The sequence below is a fragment of the Streptomyces sp. NBC_01261 genome, assembly GCF_036226385.1.
Lineage (GTDB): Bacteria > Actinomycetota > Actinomycetes > Streptomycetales > Streptomycetaceae > Streptomyces.
This window is the reverse complement of sequence record NZ_CP108463.1, coordinates 2,725,863-2,742,808: the sequence shown is the minus strand read 5'-3', so window position 1 is coordinate 2,742,808 and position 16,946 is coordinate 2,725,863. Positions and strand designations below refer to the sequence as shown.

Here is a 16,946-nt window from a genome sequence, read left to right as displayed (position 1 = left end):
CTGTTGAGTGGTGGCATCTCAGCACGGATCGTAGGGCCCGGCCAAGAGGGTGGGTGAAAGAATTCACAAAGTCGTGGGATCTTCGGGTCAGCTCATCCGCAGTGCCAGGAAGAAATCCAGCTTGTCCTCAAGGCGTGAGAGGTCACGACTCGTCAACTGCTCGATCCTGCCGACCCGGTAGCGCAACGTGTTGACGTGCAGGTGCAGCCGGGTCGCGCAGCGCGTCCAGGAACCGTCGCACTCCAGGAACGCCTCCAGCGTCGGGATCAGCTCCGCGCGGTGCCGGCGGTCGTAGTCGCGCAGCGGGTCGAGGAGACGCGCGGTGAAGGCCCGTCGTACGTCGTCCGGTACGAAGGGGAGGAGGAGGACGTGCGAGGCCAGCTCCTGGTGGCCCGCCGCGCACACCCGGCCGGGGCGTGCCGCCGCCACCCGTCGCGCGTGCCGCGCCTCCTCCAGCGCGCCGCGCAGCCCCTCCGCCGAATGCACCGCCGCGCTCACCCCGAGCGTGACCCGCCCGTCGCCGTCGAGCCCGGCCGACAGCGGATCCCGTACGGCCTCCAGGAGGACGTCCGCATGGATGCCGGACTCGGAACCGTCGTGCTCCGTCGACACCGCCGGCAGCGGTACGAGCGCGATCGCCTCGTCGCCCGTGTGGGCCACGGCGATGCGGTCGGAGGGCTCGGGGCCCGTCGTCAGCGGGTCGACCAGGATCTCCTCCAGGAGCGATTGCGAGACCGGGCCGGCCTCGATGTCGGCGCCCTCCCACTCGACCCGGGCCACGACCACCTGCCAGTGCGGGGCCGCCCCGAGCCCGGGCAGCAGCACGGGAGCGGCGACCCGTAGCCGCGCGGCGATCTCGGCCGGTGCGGCACCCGTCTGGACCAGCTCCAGGACCTCCTGCGCGAGGCGTCTGCGGACCGTGCGTGCCGCGTCCCGCCGGTCCCGCTCGACCGCGATCAGTTGCGTGACGCCCTGCAACAGGTCCAGGCGCTCGTCCGGCCAGTCCCCGGCGTCCGCCTCGACCGCGAGCAGCCAGTCCGACAGCACCGTCTCGCGCACGTCCCGCGAACCCTGCGCGGACCGCCCGCCGCCACGGATCGGGAAGAGGGAGTACGTCGAGCCGCCCAGCGCCAGCCGGTGCGGCCCCCGGCGGCCCGTGCGGGCGGCGGCCAGCTGCTCGGCGGCCAGCTTGGCGCACACGTCGACGGGCAGCGCCGGCCCCGACACCTTCGAACCCGCGATGAGCCGTCCGGTCGGCGACAGCACCCACGCCCGCAGATCCAGGTCGGAGCCGAGCAGGTCCAGGACCACGTCCGGGCCGCCCCCTGCGGGACCCGAGGTCATCATCCGGCGGTGCCGGTCCACCACGGCCGCGAGATCACCGGCCCGCTCGCCCGACACCTGCCGTACGACGTGCTCGGTGATCGTCGCGAACGCCACCGACTCGTTGACCGCGAACAGCGGCAGCCGGTGCCTGCCGCAGGCGGCTATCAGGTCGTCCGGGACGGCGCCCAGCTCCGCCTCGCCGGCGGCCAGCGCGGCCACCCCGGCGGAGACCAGGAGTCGTACGAACGGCTCGGTGTCGGAGGCGTTGCGGCGCCAGGCCAGGCCGGTCAGGACCAGCTCGCCGCCCGAGAGGTAGCGGCTGGGGTCGCGCAGGTCGGTGGTCATCACCCCGCGGACCGTGCGGTCCAGCTCGTCCTCGCCGCCGAGCAGCCGCAGCCCCAGCGCATCGGTGTCCAGAAGTGCGCGCAGCCGCATCGCCGTCGCCGCCGTTCTTTGTCTAGAAAACTACGATGAACCAAGAGGTGCTGTGGGTGCGGGGCTGTTTCCCACGTTTCCACAGGGAATCGGAGGGGTTACTGATGACCTCTGTTCATATGAATCTACAAGATGCCCGCGCTGGCCAGCCAACTCCTTCATGGTTTCCGTGACTGACCCGCTCCGCGCACGGCGCTGTGTACTGACCTCACGCTGCATTGACAGCGCATGAACGAGCCGGACCCGCCGCACACGAACTGGCTTGATCCGTACGACCCACGAGACGAAGAAGAGAGCCGGTCATGGACTTCCTTCGCCCCGCCAGCTGGGAGGAGGCGCTCGCCGCCAAGGCTGAGCACCCCACCGCAGTACCGATCGCGGGCGGCACCGATGTGATGGTCGAGATCAACTTCGACCACCGCAGGCCCGAGTACCTGCTCGACCTGAACCGCATCGGCGACCTCTACGACTGGGAGGTCGGCGCCGACAGCGTGCGGCTCGGGGCCTCGGTCCCGTACACCCGGATCATGGAGAACCTGCGCGGCGAGCTGCCGGGCCTCTCCCTTGCCTCGCACACGGTCGCCTCCCCGCAGATCCGCAACCGCGGCGGCGTCGGCGGCAACCTCGGCACCGCCTCCCCGGCCGGCGACGCCCACCCCGCGCTCCTCGCGGCCGGCGCCGAGGTCGAGGCCGAGTCGGTGCGCGGCACACGGCTCATCCCGATCGACGAGTTCTACACCGGCGTGAAGCGCAACGCGCTCGCCCCCGACGAGCTGATCAGGGCCGTCCACATCAAGAAGGCGGACGGCCCGCAGCAGTATTCCAAGGTCGGCACCCGCAACGCGATGGTGATTGCCGTGTGCGCCTTCGGTCTGGCCCTGCACCCCGCCACCCGCACGGTCCGCACCGGCATCGGATCGGCCGCGCCGACCCCCGTACGGGCGAAGGCCGCCGAGGAGTTCCTGAACGCGGCGCTCGACGAGGGCGGCTTCTGGGAGAACGGGAAGATCATCACGCCGTCGGTCGCCAAGCAGTTCGCGGACCTGTGCTCCGCCGCCTGCAACCCGATCGACGACGTCCGGGGCACGGCCAGCTACCGCCGGCACGCGGTCGGCATCATGGCCCGCCGCACCCTGACCTGGACCTGGGAGTCGTACCGCGGCACTGACGGCCGCTCCATCGAGAAGGGGAGTGCCGCCTGATGCGCGTCAATTTCACGGTCAACGGCCGCCCGCAGGAAGCGGACGACGTGTGGGAGGGCGAGTCCCTGCTGTACGTGCTGCGCGAGCGGATGGGCCTCCCGGGTTCGAAGAACGCCTGCGAGCAGGGCGAGTGCGGCTCCTGCACCGTCCGGCTCGACGGCATCCCGGTGTGTTCCTGTCTCGTCGCCGCCGGCCAGGTCGAGGGCCGCGAGGTCGTCACGGTCGAGGGGCTCGCGGAGTACGCCCGGCAGCGGGCATGTGGTCCTGAGAAATGTGACACTTCGGCGCCGAGTGTCACATTGCTTCCGGATGGGTCTCCCACCTGGCAGGCCAAGCCGACCGACTCCCAGACCGGCGAGGGCACCCGACTCGCCCCGATCCAGCAGGCGTTCATCGACGCCGGCGCCGTCCAGTGCGGCTTCTGCACCCCCGGGCTCCTCGTCGCGGCCGACGAGATGCTGGAGCACAACCCGACCCCGACCGACGCGGACATCCGCGAGGCGCTCTCGGGCAACCTGTGCCGCTGCACCGGCTACGAGAAGATCATGGACGCGGTCCGCCTGGCGGCCGCCCGGCAGGGAGAGGCGGTCTGACGATGGGCACCACCGGCACCCCCACGAACCTCACCCAGCGCTCCAAGACCAAGGGCGGCATCGGCGAGTCCACGCTCCGCCCGGACGGCACCCTCAAGGTCACCGGCGAGTTCGCGTACTCCTCCGACATGTGGCACGAGGACATGCTCTGGGGTCAGATCCTGCGCTCCACGGTCGCGCACGCCGAGATCGTCTCCATCGACACCGTCGAGGCGCTGAAGACCCCGGGCGTCTACGCCGTCATGACCTACGACGACCTGCCCACCGAGGTGAAGAACTACGGCCTGGAGATCCAGGACACCCCGGTCCTCGCGCACGGCAAGGTCCGCCACCACGGCGAGCCGGTCGCGATCGTCGCCGCCGACCACCCGGAGACCGCCCGCCGCGCCGCCGCGAAGATCAAGGTCGAGTACCGCGAACTCCCGGTCATCACCGACGAGTTGTCCGCGACCGCGCCGGACGCGATCCTCATCCACGAGGGCCGCGACGACCACCACATCGGCCACGTTCCGCACCCGAACATCGTGCACCGCCAGCCGATCGTGCGCGGCGACGTGGCGGCAGCCCGGGAGCGCGCCGACTTCATCGTCGAGGGCGAGTACACCTTCGGCATGCAGGACCAGGCGTTCCTCGGCCCGGAGTCCGGACTCGCGGTCCCCTCCGAGGACGGCGGCGTCGAGCTCTACATCGCGACCCAGTGGCTGCACTCGGACCTCAAGCAGATCGCGCCCGTGCTCGGCCTGCCCGAGGACAAGGTCCGCATGACACTCTCCGGTGTCGGCGGCGCGTTCGGCGGGCGCGAGGACCTGTCGATGCAGATCCACGCCTGCCTGCTCGCCCTGCGCACCGGCAAACCCGTGAAGATCGTCTACAACCGCTTCGAGTCCTTCTTCGGGCACGTCCACCGCCACCCCGCCAAGCTCCACTACGAGCACGGCGCGACGAAGGACGGCAAGCTCACCCACCTCAAGGCCCGGATCGTCCTGGACGGCGGCGCCTACGCCTCCGCCTCCCCGGCGGTCGTAGGAAACGCTTCCTCGCTCGGCGCCGGCCCCTACGTCATCGACGACGTCGACATCGAGGCCATCGCCCTCTACACCAACAACCCGCCCTGCGGCGCGATGCGCGGCTTCGGCGCGGTCCAGGCGTGCTTCGCCTACGAGGCCCAGATGGACAAGCTCGCCGACAGGGTGGGCATGGACCGGGTGGCGTTCCGGCAGCTCAACGCGATGGAGCAGGGCACGATCATGCCGACCGGGCAGCCGGTCGACTCCCCGGCCCCGGTCGCCGAACTCCTGCGCCGCGTCAAGGCGATGCCCATGCCGCCCGAGCGGCAGTGGCTCGCGGCCGGAGAGGCCGCCGACGTACGGCAGTTGCCCGGCGGCCTGTCCAACACCACGCACGGCGAAGGCGTCGTACGAGGCGTCGGCTACGCGGTCGGCATCAAGAACGTCGGCTTCTCCGAGGGCTTCGACGACTACTCAACGGCCAAGATCCGCCTGGAAGTTGTCGGCGGTGAGCCCGTCGCCGTCGTGCACACCGCGATGGCGGAGGTCGGCCAGGGTGGTGTCACCGTCCACGCCCAGATCGCCCGCACCGAGTTGGGCGTCACCCAGGTGACGATCCACCCGGCGGACACGCAGGTGGGCAGCGCGGGTTCCACCTCGGCCTCCCGGCAGACGTACGTCACCGGCGGCGCCGTCAAGAACTCCTGCGAGCTGGTCCGCGAGAAGGTCCTGGAGATGGGTCGCCGCAAGCTCGGCACCTACCACCCGGCCTGGGCCACCGCCGAACTCCTCCTGGAGGGCGGCAAGGTGGTCACCGACGGCGGTGAGGTCCTCGCGGATCTGGCCGACGTCCTCGAAGGCGAGACCGTCGAGATCGAGGCCGAGTGGCGGCACCGGGCGACCGAGCCGTTCGATCTGCGTACCGGACAGGGCTTCGGGCACGTCCAGTACACGTTCGCCGCGCACCGTGCCGTCGTCGAGGTCGACACCGAACTCGGCCTGGTCAAGGTCATCGAACTGGCCTGCGCGCAGGATGTCGGCAAGGCGCTCAACCCGCTGTCCGTCATCGGCCAGATCCAGGGCGGTACGACCCAGGGTCTCGGCGTGGCGGTCATGGAGGAGATCATCGTCGACCCCAAGACCGCGAAGGTCAGGAACCCCTCCTTCACGGACTACCTCATCCCCACGATCCTCGACACCCCGACCATTCCGGTCGATGTGCTCGAACTCGCCGACGAGCACGCCCCGTACGGGCTGCGCGGCATCGGCGAGGCCCCCACCCTGTCGTCGACTCCGGCCGTGCTCGCGGCCATTCGGAACGCGACCGGGCTGGAACTGAACAGGACACCGGTACGCCCGGAGCACCTCACGGGCACATGACCCCACGGGGTCCCAACCGGTGACGCCCTGGGGGGAGTTGGTCCCCCCGGGCCCCCATTGTTCGTCTCGGGCCGTCCCCCGGGTCGTCCATCCCAAATCCCGCGCGCCGCAGAGGCGGCCGACGGGTGTCCCTGTGAACCTTGGGAGATGGCCCCATGACCCAGCAGTCAGTGGAACCCAGGACCGCCGCCGACGACGCGGGCGAAGGAACCCGCGTCCCGGCCGGCCGGTCCTGGCTCGACCGGTACTTCCACATATCCCGGCGGGGAACGACCGTCGCGCGTGAGGTGCGCGGCGGAGTCACCACCTTCATGGCGATGGCGTACATCCTGCTGCTCAACCCCCTGATCCTGTCCGGCAAGGACGTCGCGGGAGACACGCTCGGCCAGAAGGGGCTGATCACCGCGACCGCGTTCGCGGCGGCCTTCACCACCCTCCTGATGGGCTTCGTCGGCAAGGTGCCCCTCGCCCTCGCCGCCGGCCTCTCCGTCTCCGGCGTGCTCTCCTCGCAGGTCGCCCCGCAGATGACCTGGCCGCAGGCGATGGGCATGTGCGTGATGTACGGCGTGGTGATCATGCTGCTCGTCGTCACCGGCCTGCGCGAGATGATCATGAACGCGATCCCGCTCGCGCTGAAACACGGCATCACGATGGGCATCGGCCTGTTCATCGCGCTCATCGGCTTCTACAAATCCGGCTTCGTGCACCAGGGCAGGGCGACCCCGCTCACCCTCGGCCCGACGGGTGAACTCGCGGGCTGGCCCGTCCTGTTGTTCGCCGGGACGCTGCTCCTCATCTTCATGCTCCAGGCCCGCGACATGCCCGGTGCCATCCTCATCGGCATCCTCACCGGCACGGTCGTCGCCTCGGTCCTGAACGCCGCCGGGGTCATCGCCCCCAAGCAGTGGGCCAGCGGCGCCGCCCCCGAACTGCACGGCAGCGCGGTCTCGATGCCGGACTTCTCGCTCTTCGGCCATGTGGAGTTCGGGGGGTGGGGCAAGGTCGGCGCGATGACGGTCGGCATGATCGTGTTCACGCTCGTGCTGGCCGGCTTCTTCGACGCGATGGCCACCATCATCGGCGTCGGCACGGAAGCAAAGCTCGCCGACGACAAGGGCCGGATGCCCGGTCTGTCGAAGGCGCTGTTCATCGACGGGGCCGGCGGCGCGATCGGCGGCGTGGCGGGCGGCTCCGGCCAGACCGTCTTCATCGAGTCGGCGACAGGGGTCGGCGAGGGCGCCCGAACGGGCCTCGCCTCCGTCGTCACCGGCCTGTTCTTCGCGGCCTGTCTCTTCTTCACCCCGGTCACCGCGATCGTCCCGCAGGAGGTCGCGTCCGCCGCCCTCGTGGTCATCGGCTCGATGATGCTGATGAACGCCCGGCACGTGGACTGGGCCGACCGGGCCACCGCGATTCCCGTGTTCCTGACGGTGGTTGTGATGCCGTTCACGTACAGCATCACCGCGGGCGTCTCGGCGGGAGTCATCTCCTACGTCGCCATCAAGGCCGCCCAGGGCAGGGCGCGGGAGGTCGGCGCCTTCATGTGGGGGCTGACCGTCATCTTCCTCGTGTACTTCGCCCTCAACCCGGTCGAGAGCTGGCTGGGCGTGCACTGACAGATCTTGGAATGCCTTTCCCACCACCCTGTTAGGAGACCGAGAAATGCTGGACATCGCCGAAGAGCTGCACCGGTGGGTCGAGCAGGGCCGCGACTTCGCCGTCGCCACCGTGGTGGCCGTCGGCGGCAGCGCACCCCGCCAGCCCGGCGCCGCCCTCGCGGTGGACACCGACGGCACGGCGATCGGCTCGGTCTCCGGGGGCTGTGTGGAAGGCGCGGTCTACGAACTGTGCCAACAGGCGCTGGCGGACGGCGAAACCGTCCTGGAGCGCTTCGGCTACAGCGACGAGGACGCCTTCGCCGTCGGCCTGACCTGCGGCGGAGTCATCGACATCCTCGTCACACCGGTACGGGCCGGCGACCCCGCCCGACCGGTGATCACCGCCGCCCTCTCGACCGCGACACGCGGCGGGGCGGCGGCCCTGGCCCGGATCGTCTCCGGCCCGACTCACCTGCGGGGCCGCGCACTTGTCGTCCACCCCGACGGTTCCTACGACGGCGGGTTCGGCGCCCACCCCGAACTGGACCGCACGATCGCCGCCGAGGCCGGCGCCTACCTGGACGCCGGCCGCACTGGCACCGTCGAGATCGGCGAGCAGGGCTCCCGCTGCGGGGCCCCGCTCACCGTCCTGGTCGAGTCCTCGGTCCCGCCGCCCCGGATGATCGTGTTCGGCGCGATCGACTTCGCCTCCGCACTGGTCCGCATCGGCAAGTTCCTCGGCCACCACGTCACGGTGTGCGACGCCCGCCCCGTCTTCGCCACCCGGACCCGCTTCCCCGACGCCGACGAGATCGTCGTCGAGTGGCCCCACACGTACCTGGCCCGCACGGACGTCGACGCGCGTACCGTCCTGTGCGTCCTCACCCACGACGCCAAGTTCGACGTACCCCTGCTCCAGCTCGCCCTGCGCCTCCCGGTGGCGTACGTCGGCGCGATGGGCTCTCGCCGCACCCACCTCGACCGCAACGATCGGCTGCGCGAAGTCGGCGTCACGGAGATGGAGTTGGCGCGGCTGAGGTCCCCGATCGGGCTCGACCTCGGCGCGCGTACGCCCGAGGAGACGGCCCTGTCGATCGCCGCGGAGATCGTCGCCAACCGGCGTGGCGGCAGCGGCATTTCACTCACCGGGGCGCACACGCCGATCCATCACGACGGGACGTCGTCGAAGGTGAAGCGGATCGGGTCGGTGGCCTGAGCGGTTCAGTGGGGGCGGACCGAGAAGGCGGTGTCGCCCGCCACGGCCACGATCGCGTCCTTGACGAGCAGGACGTACGGCGTGGTGTCGTCCGTCGAGTCGCCGGCGTTCGCCAGTGCGGACGTACGCCACTTGACGGCTCCGGTGCTCCGGTCCAGGGCCAGCAGGCGGCCGAACTGGTTGGAGAAGTAGAGCCTGTCGAACTTCGCCGAGAACACCGGCGTCGACAGGTTCTCGGTGTCCGTCTCCCGCTGCCAGAGCCGCTTGCCGTCGCTCGCGCGGACGGCGGTGACCGTGCCGTTCGGGCGGACGAGGTAGACGACGTCCTTGACGAGGGTGGCGGTGCCGCGAGTGGCGGCCGGCAGGGCGATCCGCTCGATCGCGCCGGTGCTCGGGTTCACCCGGTCCAGGGCGGTGTACAGCTGGTCCGGGCCGCTGCCGAAGACCTCCGGCGCCAGCTTCGGCGCCAGGAACAGCACCCGGCCGTTGTCGACGCCCAACGGCCAAGCCCCCGTGGGGAGTTCGGCGAGCTTCCGCTGCGCGCCGGTGGCGGGATCGAGGCGTACCAGGACGAAATCGCCCTGCGAGGGATCGTCCTCGACCGTGCAGAGGGCGTACGGGGCGCCGCCCAGCGCCGTCGGAGTGCAGGAGTTCCCGAGGTTCGACCAGATGGGCGCGCTCCACAGCCGACGGCCCGACGCGTCGTAGGCCACGAACTTCGTCGCGTCCACGTCCATCGCCAGGATCCCGCCGTCGAACAGGACGGGGTCCGTGTCGTCCCTGATCGGGTGGATCCACAGCCGGGTGCCGGTCTTCGCGTCCAGGGCGACCAGGCGCCGGGTGATGAAGGTTTCGTTCGAGTCGGGCTTGACGTAGGTGTAGACGCGCCCGTCCCGGACACCGACGGGGAGCGCGGTCTCGGGGCTGGTGCCCGACCGCCAGCGGACCCGGCCCGAGGCGGCGTCCAGCGCGGTGACCGTGGCGCCCGTACCGGCGCAGTACACGGTGGTGCTGCCGCCCGCCAGGCAGCCGGACTGGACGTAGTCGAGGGGATCCCCGGTCTGGGAGGTGAGCAGACTTGTCCGCCAGGACTTCCAGCCCGCGGGCAGCGCCACGGCGGCGGTGGAGGCGGAGGGCGAGGGCGAGTCGTGCGGGCCCCGGGTCGTGTCGTCCGACGACCAGTGCATGGCCGTGAGGCCGAGCCCCGCGACGGCGATCACCGTGCCGAGAGCGACGAGGAGCCGCCGCCCTCGACGCGGGCGTTCGGTGCCCGGGACGGCCGTAGGACCCGCGAGGCGGGGGTGGGGGACCGCCCCTCGCGTGGGATCCGCCACCGTGCTGGCGGCGGAATCGGGCAGGGCCAGCAACATGCCGTGGAGTTCGGCCAGTTGGGGCCGGGCCGCCGCGTCCTTGTCCAGGCAGCGTTCCGCGATGCTCCGCAGCGGTTCGGACACTCCGTCCAACCGGGGCTGCTCGTGCATGACCTGATAGCCCGTCAGGTACGGGCTGGCGCCGTCGAAGGGACGGTTGCCGGTGGCCGCGTACACCAGCAGCGAACCCAGTGAGAAGACGTCGGAGGCGGCGGTGACGTCCCGGGGCGCGGCGAACTGTTCCGGTGACATGAAGGGCGGGGTACCGATCAACCGACCGGTCACGGTGAGGGTCTGGTTGTCGGCGGCGCGGGAGATGCCGAAGTCGATGACGCGGGGGCCGTCCTCGGCGAGCAGGACGTTGCTCGGCTTCAAGTCCCGGTGCACGACACCGGCTTGGTGGATGTCCCGCAGTGCCTCGACGAGCCCCAACGCCAGGGTGCGCAGCGCCTGCCCGCCCAACGGGCCGTCCTTCTCCACCGCCTCGGCCAGGGTGCGGCCCGGCACGTACAGCGTGGCCATCCAGGGGACTTCGGCATCCGGGTCGGCGTCCACGACGGGCGCGGTGAACGCTCCGCTCACCCGGCGCACGGCCGCGATCTCCTGCCGGAAGCGGGCCCGGAACTCCTCGTCCAGCGCGTACTGCGCGTGCACGACCTTGACGGCGAGCTGCCGTCCCGAGGCGGACCGCGCGAGATACACGACGCCCATCCCACCGCTGCCCAGCCGGTCGACCAGCGCATAGCCGCCAACGGACTCCATATCCCCGGGGCGAAGCGACATTCGCCGGTCACCTTTCCTGATTCCCGTGCCTGCAGGGGCCGTTCAGGGCCATCACACTAGAGCGTCTGTTCCTCTCACCGGACATCGACCTCGTGGGACCGGGAAATGGGGTTGCGGGCCCGGGGCGCCCGCGTCTTCCATGGCCCCATGGTGTCCACCGACCGACTGCTCGCCTTCGCGGCCCTGTCCTTCCTGCTGATCATCGTCCCCGGCCCCAGCGTGCTGTTCGTGATCGGACGGGCGCTGGCCCACGGCCGCCGGGCCGCGCTCACCACCGTCGTCGGCAACACCCTCGGCGCCTGTCTGCTCGTCGTGGCGGTGGCGCTCGGCGTCGGTTCGCTGGTGGAACGCTCGGTGCTCGTCTTCACGGCACTGAAGCTCGCCGGCGCCGCCTACCTGGTGTACCTCGGGGTGAAGGCGTGGCGCCAACGCGGGTCGCTGCGGGCCGTGTTCGCGGGCGAGGAGGCGGCCCCGCACAGCGGGCTGCGCACCCTGTGGGAGGGGTTCGCCGTCGGGGTGGCCAACCCCAAGACGATCGTGTTCTTCGCCGCCGTACTGCCCCAGTTCGTGGACCGCGAGCAGGGGCATGTCACCAGCCAGATGCTGCTCCTCGGCCTCGTCTTCAACCTCATCGCCGTGGCCTCGGACAGCGTGTGGGGGCTGGTCGCGTCCACGGCCCGGGACTGGTTCGCGCGGTCACCCCGCAGACTGTCCGCGGTGGGCGGGGTCGGCGGGCTCACGATGATCGGGTTGGGCGTGACGGTCGCGGTGACCGGCCGCAAGGACTGACCGGGCAAGGACTCAAGGGCTGACTTCGTCAGGACCGACCGCGCTACGACCGTCTCAGCAGCCCGTTCACGGCGCGCCCGAACATCGACCGCGCAGCCCACAGCAGCGGCCGGTCGAAGAGGCGCGGCAGGAAGCGGACCGCCAGCTCCTCCTCCCACACCACGCGGCTACGGCCCCCCGGCCCCGGCCGCACCTCGATCTCCGCCCAGCCGGTGACGACCCGCCCCCGCTTCTCCAGGCGGACCAGACCCGGCTCGTCCTCCGTCGGCGGGCGCCACACGGTGACCTCCATGCGGTCGTCGAAGCCGAGCGGGCCGAGCCCGGAGCGGGCCACGAAGACCGTGCCCTCGCGGGTCGGCGGAGGAGTGACCACGGTGACCCTGGTCAGCGGGACGACATCGGCGTGGCGTGGCCACTCCGTCAACCGGCGCCACGCCTCCTCAAGGGGAAGGGGGGCCGTGCGTTCGAGACGGAAGTTGACCATGCATGGATCGTAGAGAACGCTTCTTGATCGACGGTACTTTCATCGGTGGCTCACACCCATGGCTCAGCGGTTCATGGGTACGCAGACGTACACCCGACAGCCGACCCGAGTTTCGCCGCGTCCCGGCCGGAGCGGGCGCCTCCCCCCTAGGCTTTCTCCCATGGGTGGGCATCCCGCCCGCCCGCAGGGGGAGTTGGTCGTCATGCCACTGAAGGCCTACGGCGTACTGATCACGCGCGCGGTGGACACGAGGCGCGAGGGCGCCGCCGGTACACCGCACTACCAGATCCATCTCACGGACGACTCGGGCACACATTTCCGGGCCGCCGTGAACGTCCTGTCCGCGGAGCAGCCCTCCGAGCTGCTCTATCTCGTCAGCGACGACTTCCAGCACCCGGTCACCGCCCGCCTGGAGGGACTCCCGAGCGGCTGGAACACCCTGCTGCCCGGACCCGGCGGCCCGAACCTCGACTTCGTGCGCGGCAACCTCTTCGACCCGGCGCGACTGCGCACGCTCCCGCCGGACGCGAGCGGTCCCGACAACGACCTCGCCGACCTCCTCGACCACTACGTACGACGCGCGGTGGACGACCCTGACGCCCGGCTGTACGTCTTCGGCGAGCGCTTCGGCCCCGAACCGACCGTCAAGGACAAGGTGTTCGGCTTCCTGCCGGGCAACGGCGTCCACGACATCCACATGAACCAGGGCAACAGCCGCCGCTTCAGCGGCGACGACGGGGTCCGGCAGGACGGCGGCCTCCTCATCCACTTCCCGGGGCAGTCCCGCTGGGTCGGTATCTTCCTCGCCTTCCAGAGCCAGTCCTGGCACACCGACGACATCACCGGCCACACCCTGGAGGACACCGACGGTTCGCGCCCCGACCCCGGCAGCCAGCCCGTCCGTGTCGTGGCGGCCCTGGTCAACCCGCGCGGCCCGGCACCCGAGCCGGAGAGCGTCACGCTCCTCAACGCCTCGCCCGATCCGCTCGATCCGACCGGCTGGCGCGTCCGGGACCGACTGGGCCACTCCTGCGCGGTACCGTCCGGCCCCCTCGCCCCGGGCGCCACCCTGCTCGTCCCGCTCATCGACGGCGTCCAACTCGGCAACCAGGGCGGCGAGATCACCCTCCTCGACGCGAACGGCCTCAAGGTCCACGGCGTCTCGTACACCGCCGACCAGGCCGCACGGGAGGGCTGGACGGTCGTGTTCTGACCCACTGGGCCGCTCTGCCCGGAAGTTCCGGTCGCCATGCGGCCCACGGCGATCCACCGCTCTCCGCGCGTCCTGCACCCGGCTCGGTGACTCACTCGCCTCCGAGTTCCCGCCCGAGCCGCAGATTCCACCGCCCGGACCGTCCACTGAGGTCCGTCGCGGTCAGCGGCGGTACGTCGAGCCGCCAGAACGCCGGCCCGGGTGCTTCGAGAACCGTGACCGCCAGCGCCCGCACGAACTCCTGCTCGACCACCGCGAGGGTCCTGCCCTCGAACCCGGCCGCCGCCTCCAGCCACCGCCCCGCCCGTGCGCAGAGCACCCGCACCGACTCCCCGCCGTGAGGCACCGCGTCCGGGTCCGTCAGCCAGGCCATCACCGCGTCCGGCTCCCGCGCCATCAGCTCGTCCAGGGTCAGCCCCCGCCAACGCCCCATGTCCAACCCCGCCAACTCCGCCTCCGCCACGCCCGAGAGGCCCAGCGCGGACGCCGTCTCCCGGCACCGCACGCTGGGCGAGACCAGCACCCGGTCGGCCGAGCGGAGCGCACCCGCGGCGGACTCGGCGCGGGCCGCACCGCTCGGGTCGAGCGGGCTGCCGTCGTCGAACCGGGTCTCCCGCAGGGACCGGTTCATCGCCGGCGAGATCAGGGTGATGCGGCTGGTCACGTGGTCGCTCCAGTTCTCCGGGCAGGGGTGGACATCGTCTCGCGTGCGCCTCGGCGTGGGGACGGCCGGGAGGGTGTCCTCCCGGCCGCCCCACCACCATCGGGTCAGGACCCGGCCAGCTCCTCACGGACCGTGCGGGCCGCGGCCACCAGGTTCTCCAGGGACGCGCGGGTCTCGGGCCAGCCGCGGGTCTTCAGGCCGCAGTCGGGGTTGACCCACAGCCGCTCCGCCGGGATGGCCTCAAGTCCCTTGCGCAGCAGAGCCGCTGCCTCGGCCGTACCCGGTACGCGCGGGGAGTGGATGTCGTAGACGCCCGGTCCCGCCTCGCGCGGATAGCCGTGCTCGGCCAGTTCGCGCGCGACCTGCATGTGCGAGCGGGCCGCCTCCAGGCTGATGACGTCCGCGTCGAGGTCGTCGATGGCCTGCACGATGTCGCCGAACTCGGCGTAGCACATGTGCGTGTGGACCTGCGTCTCCGGCCGGACACCCGCGGTGGTCAGCCGGAACGCCTCCGTGGCCCAGGCGAGATACGCCTCCCGGTCCGCCGTGCGCAGCGGGAGGGTCTCGCGCAGGGCGGGTTCGTCGACCTGGATGACCGAAGTCCCGGCCGCCTCAAGGTCGTTGACCTCGTCGCGCAGGGCGAGGGCGACCTGCCGGGCGGTGTCGCCGAGCGGCTGGTCGTCGCGGACGAAGGACCAGGCGAGCATGGTGACCGGTCCGGTGAGCATCCCCTTGACCGGGCGCGAGGTGAGCGACTGGGCGTACGTCGTCCAGCGCACCGTCATCGGTTCGGGGCGGGAGATGTCGCCGGCCAGGATCGGCGGCCGCACGTAACGGGTGCCGTACGACTGGACCCAGCCGTGCTGCGTGGCGAGGTAGCCCGTCAGCTGCTCGGCGAAGTACTGGACCATGTCGTTGCGTTCGGGCTCGCCGTGCACGAGGACGTCCAGGCCGGTCTTCTCCTGGAATGAGATCACCTCCTGGATCTCGGTCCTGATCCGCTCTTCGTAACCGGTCGTGTCGATCCGCCGCGCCCTCAGGTCGGCCCGCGCGGTGCGCAGTTCGGCGGTCTGCGGGAACGAACCGATCGTGGTCGTCGGCAGCGGTGGCAGCCCGAGATGAGCGCGCTGCGCCGACGTCCGCTCGTCGTACGGCTGGGAGCGGCGGCCGTCGGCGTCCGTGACCGCGGCGGCCCGGGACCGTACGGCGGGATCGCTGGTGAGCGCCGAACCGGCGCGGGAGGCCAAGTCGGCGCGGTTGGCGGCGAGTTCGGCGGTGATCGTGTCGGTGCCCTGGGCCAGTCCCTTGGCGAGCGTGACGATCTCGGCCGTCTTCTGCCGTGCGAACGCGAGCCAGCGCAGGATCTGCGGCTCGATGTCCCGCTCGGCGGCCGCGTCGAGCGGCACATGGAGCAGCGAGCAGGAGGCGGCCACGTCGACCCGGTCGGCCAGACCGAGCAACGTGCCCAGGGTGGCGAGGGACTTGGTGAGGTCGTTGACCCAGACGTTACGGCCGTTGACCACGCCCGCGATCAGGCGCTTGCCGGGCAGTCCGCCTACGGAGGCGAGGTCGTCCAGGTTGGCGGCGGCGGCCTCGGTGAAGTCGAGCGCGAGGCCCTCCACCGGCGCCTTCGCGAGGACGAGCAGGGCCTCGCCGAGCCGGTCGAAGTACGAGGCGATCAGGAGCTTCGGCCGGTCGGTGCGGCCCCCGAGGTCGCGGTAGGCGTGCATGGTGGCGCTCAGTTCGGCCGGGGTACGGTCCTGGACGAGGGCGGGTTCGTCGAGCTGCACCCATTCCGCGCCCGCCGCACGGAGGTCGGCGAGGACCTCGGCGTACACGGGCAGCAGCCGGTCCAGGAGGGTCAGCGGATCGAAGTCCGTGGCCACCCCGGGCGCGGGCTTGGCGAGCAGCAGGTAGGTGATGGGGCCGACGAGGACGGGGCGGGCGGTCAGGCCCAGGGCGAGGGCCTCCTTCAACTCCGCCACCTGCTTGGTGGAGTCGGTGGTGAAGACGGTGTCCGGGCCCAACTCGGGCACGAGGTAGTGGTAGTTGGTGTCGAACCACTTCGTCATCTCCAGCGGCGCCACGTCCTGTGTGCCGCGCGCCATCGCGAAGTAGCCGTCCAGCGCGTCGAGTTCGACGGCGGCGCGGTGGCGTTCGGGGACGGCGCCGACCATGACGGTGGTGTCGAGGACGTGGTCGTAGTACGAGAAGTCGCCGGTCGGGATCTCGTGGATGCCGGCGTCCGTCAGTTGCTGCCAGTTCGTGCGGCGCAGTTCGGCTGCGGTGGCCCGGAGGGCGTCGGCGTCGACGCGGCCCTTCCAGTAGCCCTCGATGGCCTTCTTGAGTTCTCGGCCCCTGCCCTGGCGGGGGTAGCCGTAGACGGTGGCCCGTGCTGCCGCGGCTGCGGACTTCGATGTCACGGAAATCTCCTTCGCGAGATATCTCCCTGGATCCCGGTGTCGGGACGTGAGCGCGAAGGTTCGTAGACCGGGGGATGGTGACCGCCCGTGTGTACGCCGACCCGCCCACGAGGTCACCGGGATTCCGCGCGCGAATGCTTCGCGTGCGGGCAGGTGGCAGGTCTTCGGACTCGCGGGCACGGCCTCCTGTGAACCGGAGGTCACCTACTGGCCGTCGCTTCCCAGGTCCTGTGTGGGCCCAGTGCGTATGACGGCGGTCGTTCCCGCTTACCGCTGCGGGGCAGTCCCGGAATCTCACCGGGTTCCCTCTTGCGACGCGTCCGTCTGGCTGACGGGGCGAACCAGCTGCGCGGCCAGCCTAAAGGGTTTGGGGTGGGTGCGTCGATTTTTGGGTGCGGGCCTGGTGGGGGCTGGTCGCGCCCACGCGGCGGAGCCGCGAATCGATACAGCCCCGCGCCCCGAA

At 71.1% G+C, this 16,946-nt stretch carries 12 protein-coding genes and 1 riboswitch; of the genes, 7 read left to right on the top strand and 5 right to left on the bottom strand.

What is annotated here, in order from left to right:
• Positions 1-87 precede the first annotated feature (87 nt).
• Positions 88-1,761: a PucR family transcriptional regulator gene (locus OG226_RS11890; RefSeq protein ID WP_329348863.1), complete on the bottom strand. Its 1,674-nt coding sequence runs from the start codon at positions 1,759-1,761 to the stop codon at positions 88-90.
• Between the two features lie 302 nt (positions 1,762-2,063).
• Between OG226_RS11890 and OG226_RS11885 the strand changes: the two genes are divergently transcribed.
• The 5 genes from OG226_RS11885 (at position 2,064) to OG226_RS11865 (ending at position 8,757) form a co-directional block, all read left to right on the top strand.
• On the top strand, positions 2,064-2,963 hold the full coding sequence (locus tag OG226_RS11885) for an FAD binding domain-containing protein (RefSeq protein ID WP_328677131.1): 900 nt from the start codon (positions 2,064-2,066) through the stop codon (positions 2,961-2,963).
• Positions 2,963-3,556, top strand: a complete 594-nt coding sequence (locus OG226_RS11880; protein WP_328677128.1) for a (2Fe-2S)-binding protein — start codon at positions 2,963-2,965, stop codon at positions 3,554-3,556. Before OG226_RS11885 ends, OG226_RS11880 begins: the two co-directional genes overlap by 1 nt.
• A 2-nt stretch (positions 3,557-3,558) precedes the next feature.
• Positions 3,559-5,943, top strand: coding sequence for a xanthine dehydrogenase family protein molybdopterin-binding subunit (locus OG226_RS11875; protein WP_328677127.1), 2,385 nt, complete (start codon positions 3,559-3,561; stop codon positions 5,941-5,943).
• 155 nt (positions 5,944-6,098) lie between these two features.
• On the top strand, positions 6,099-7,559 hold the full coding sequence (locus tag OG226_RS11870; RefSeq protein WP_329348861.1) for an NCS2 family permease: 1,461 nt from the start codon (positions 6,099-6,101) through the stop codon (positions 7,557-7,559).
• A gap of 46 nt (positions 7,560-7,605) precedes the next feature.
• Entirely contained in the window at positions 7,606-8,757 is a 1,152-nt protein-coding gene (locus OG226_RS11865; RefSeq protein WP_329348860.1) for an XdhC family protein, read from the top strand.
• A 5-nt stretch (positions 8,758-8,762) separates the two neighbouring features.
• Here the strand turns inward: OG226_RS11865 and OG226_RS11860 are convergent, their stop codons facing one another.
• Entirely contained in the window at positions 8,763-10,910 is a 2,148-nt protein-coding gene (locus OG226_RS11860; protein ID WP_329348858.1) for a serine/threonine-protein kinase, read from the bottom strand.
• Positions 10,911-11,057: 147 nt separating this feature from the next.
• Between OG226_RS11860 and OG226_RS11855 the strand changes: the two genes are divergently transcribed.
• Positions 11,058-11,699, top strand: a complete 642-nt coding sequence (locus OG226_RS11855) for a LysE family translocator (RefSeq protein WP_329348856.1) — start codon at positions 11,058-11,060, stop codon at positions 11,697-11,699.
• A gap of 43 nt (positions 11,700-11,742) precedes the next feature.
• Here the strand turns inward: OG226_RS11855 and OG226_RS11850 are convergent, their stop codons facing one another.
• A complete protein-coding gene (locus OG226_RS11850; protein ID WP_328677116.1) occupies positions 11,743-12,183 on the bottom strand; it encodes an SRPBCC family protein in 441 nt (146 codons plus the stop codon).
• A 202-nt stretch (positions 12,184-12,385) separates the two neighbouring features.
• On the opposite strand from OG226_RS11850, the gene OG226_RS11845 reads away from it, so the two are divergent.
• Positions 12,386-13,396, top strand: a complete 1,011-nt coding sequence (locus tag OG226_RS11845) for a DUF2278 family protein (RefSeq protein WP_329353370.1) — start codon at positions 12,386-12,388, stop codon at positions 13,394-13,396.
• 91 nt (positions 13,397-13,487) lie between these two features.
• Here OG226_RS11845 and OG226_RS11840 read toward each other — a convergent pair whose 3' ends face one another.
• Entirely contained in the window at positions 13,488-14,060 is a 573-nt protein-coding gene (locus OG226_RS11840) for a histidine phosphatase family protein (RefSeq protein ID WP_329348855.1), read from the bottom strand.
• 104 nt (positions 14,061-14,164) lie between these two features.
• The gene (gene metE, locus OG226_RS11835; protein ID WP_329348853.1) at positions 14,165-16,483 is read right to left on the bottom strand and encodes a 5-methyltetrahydropteroyltriglutamate--homocysteine S-methyltransferase; all 2,319 of its coding nucleotides are present in this window, start codon (positions 16,481-16,483) and stop codon (positions 14,165-14,167) included.
• Positions 16,484-16,621: 138 nt separating this feature from the next.
• Positions 16,622-16,844, bottom strand: a riboswitch (cobalamin riboswitch).
• Between the last annotated feature and the right edge of the window lie 102 nt (positions 16,845-16,946).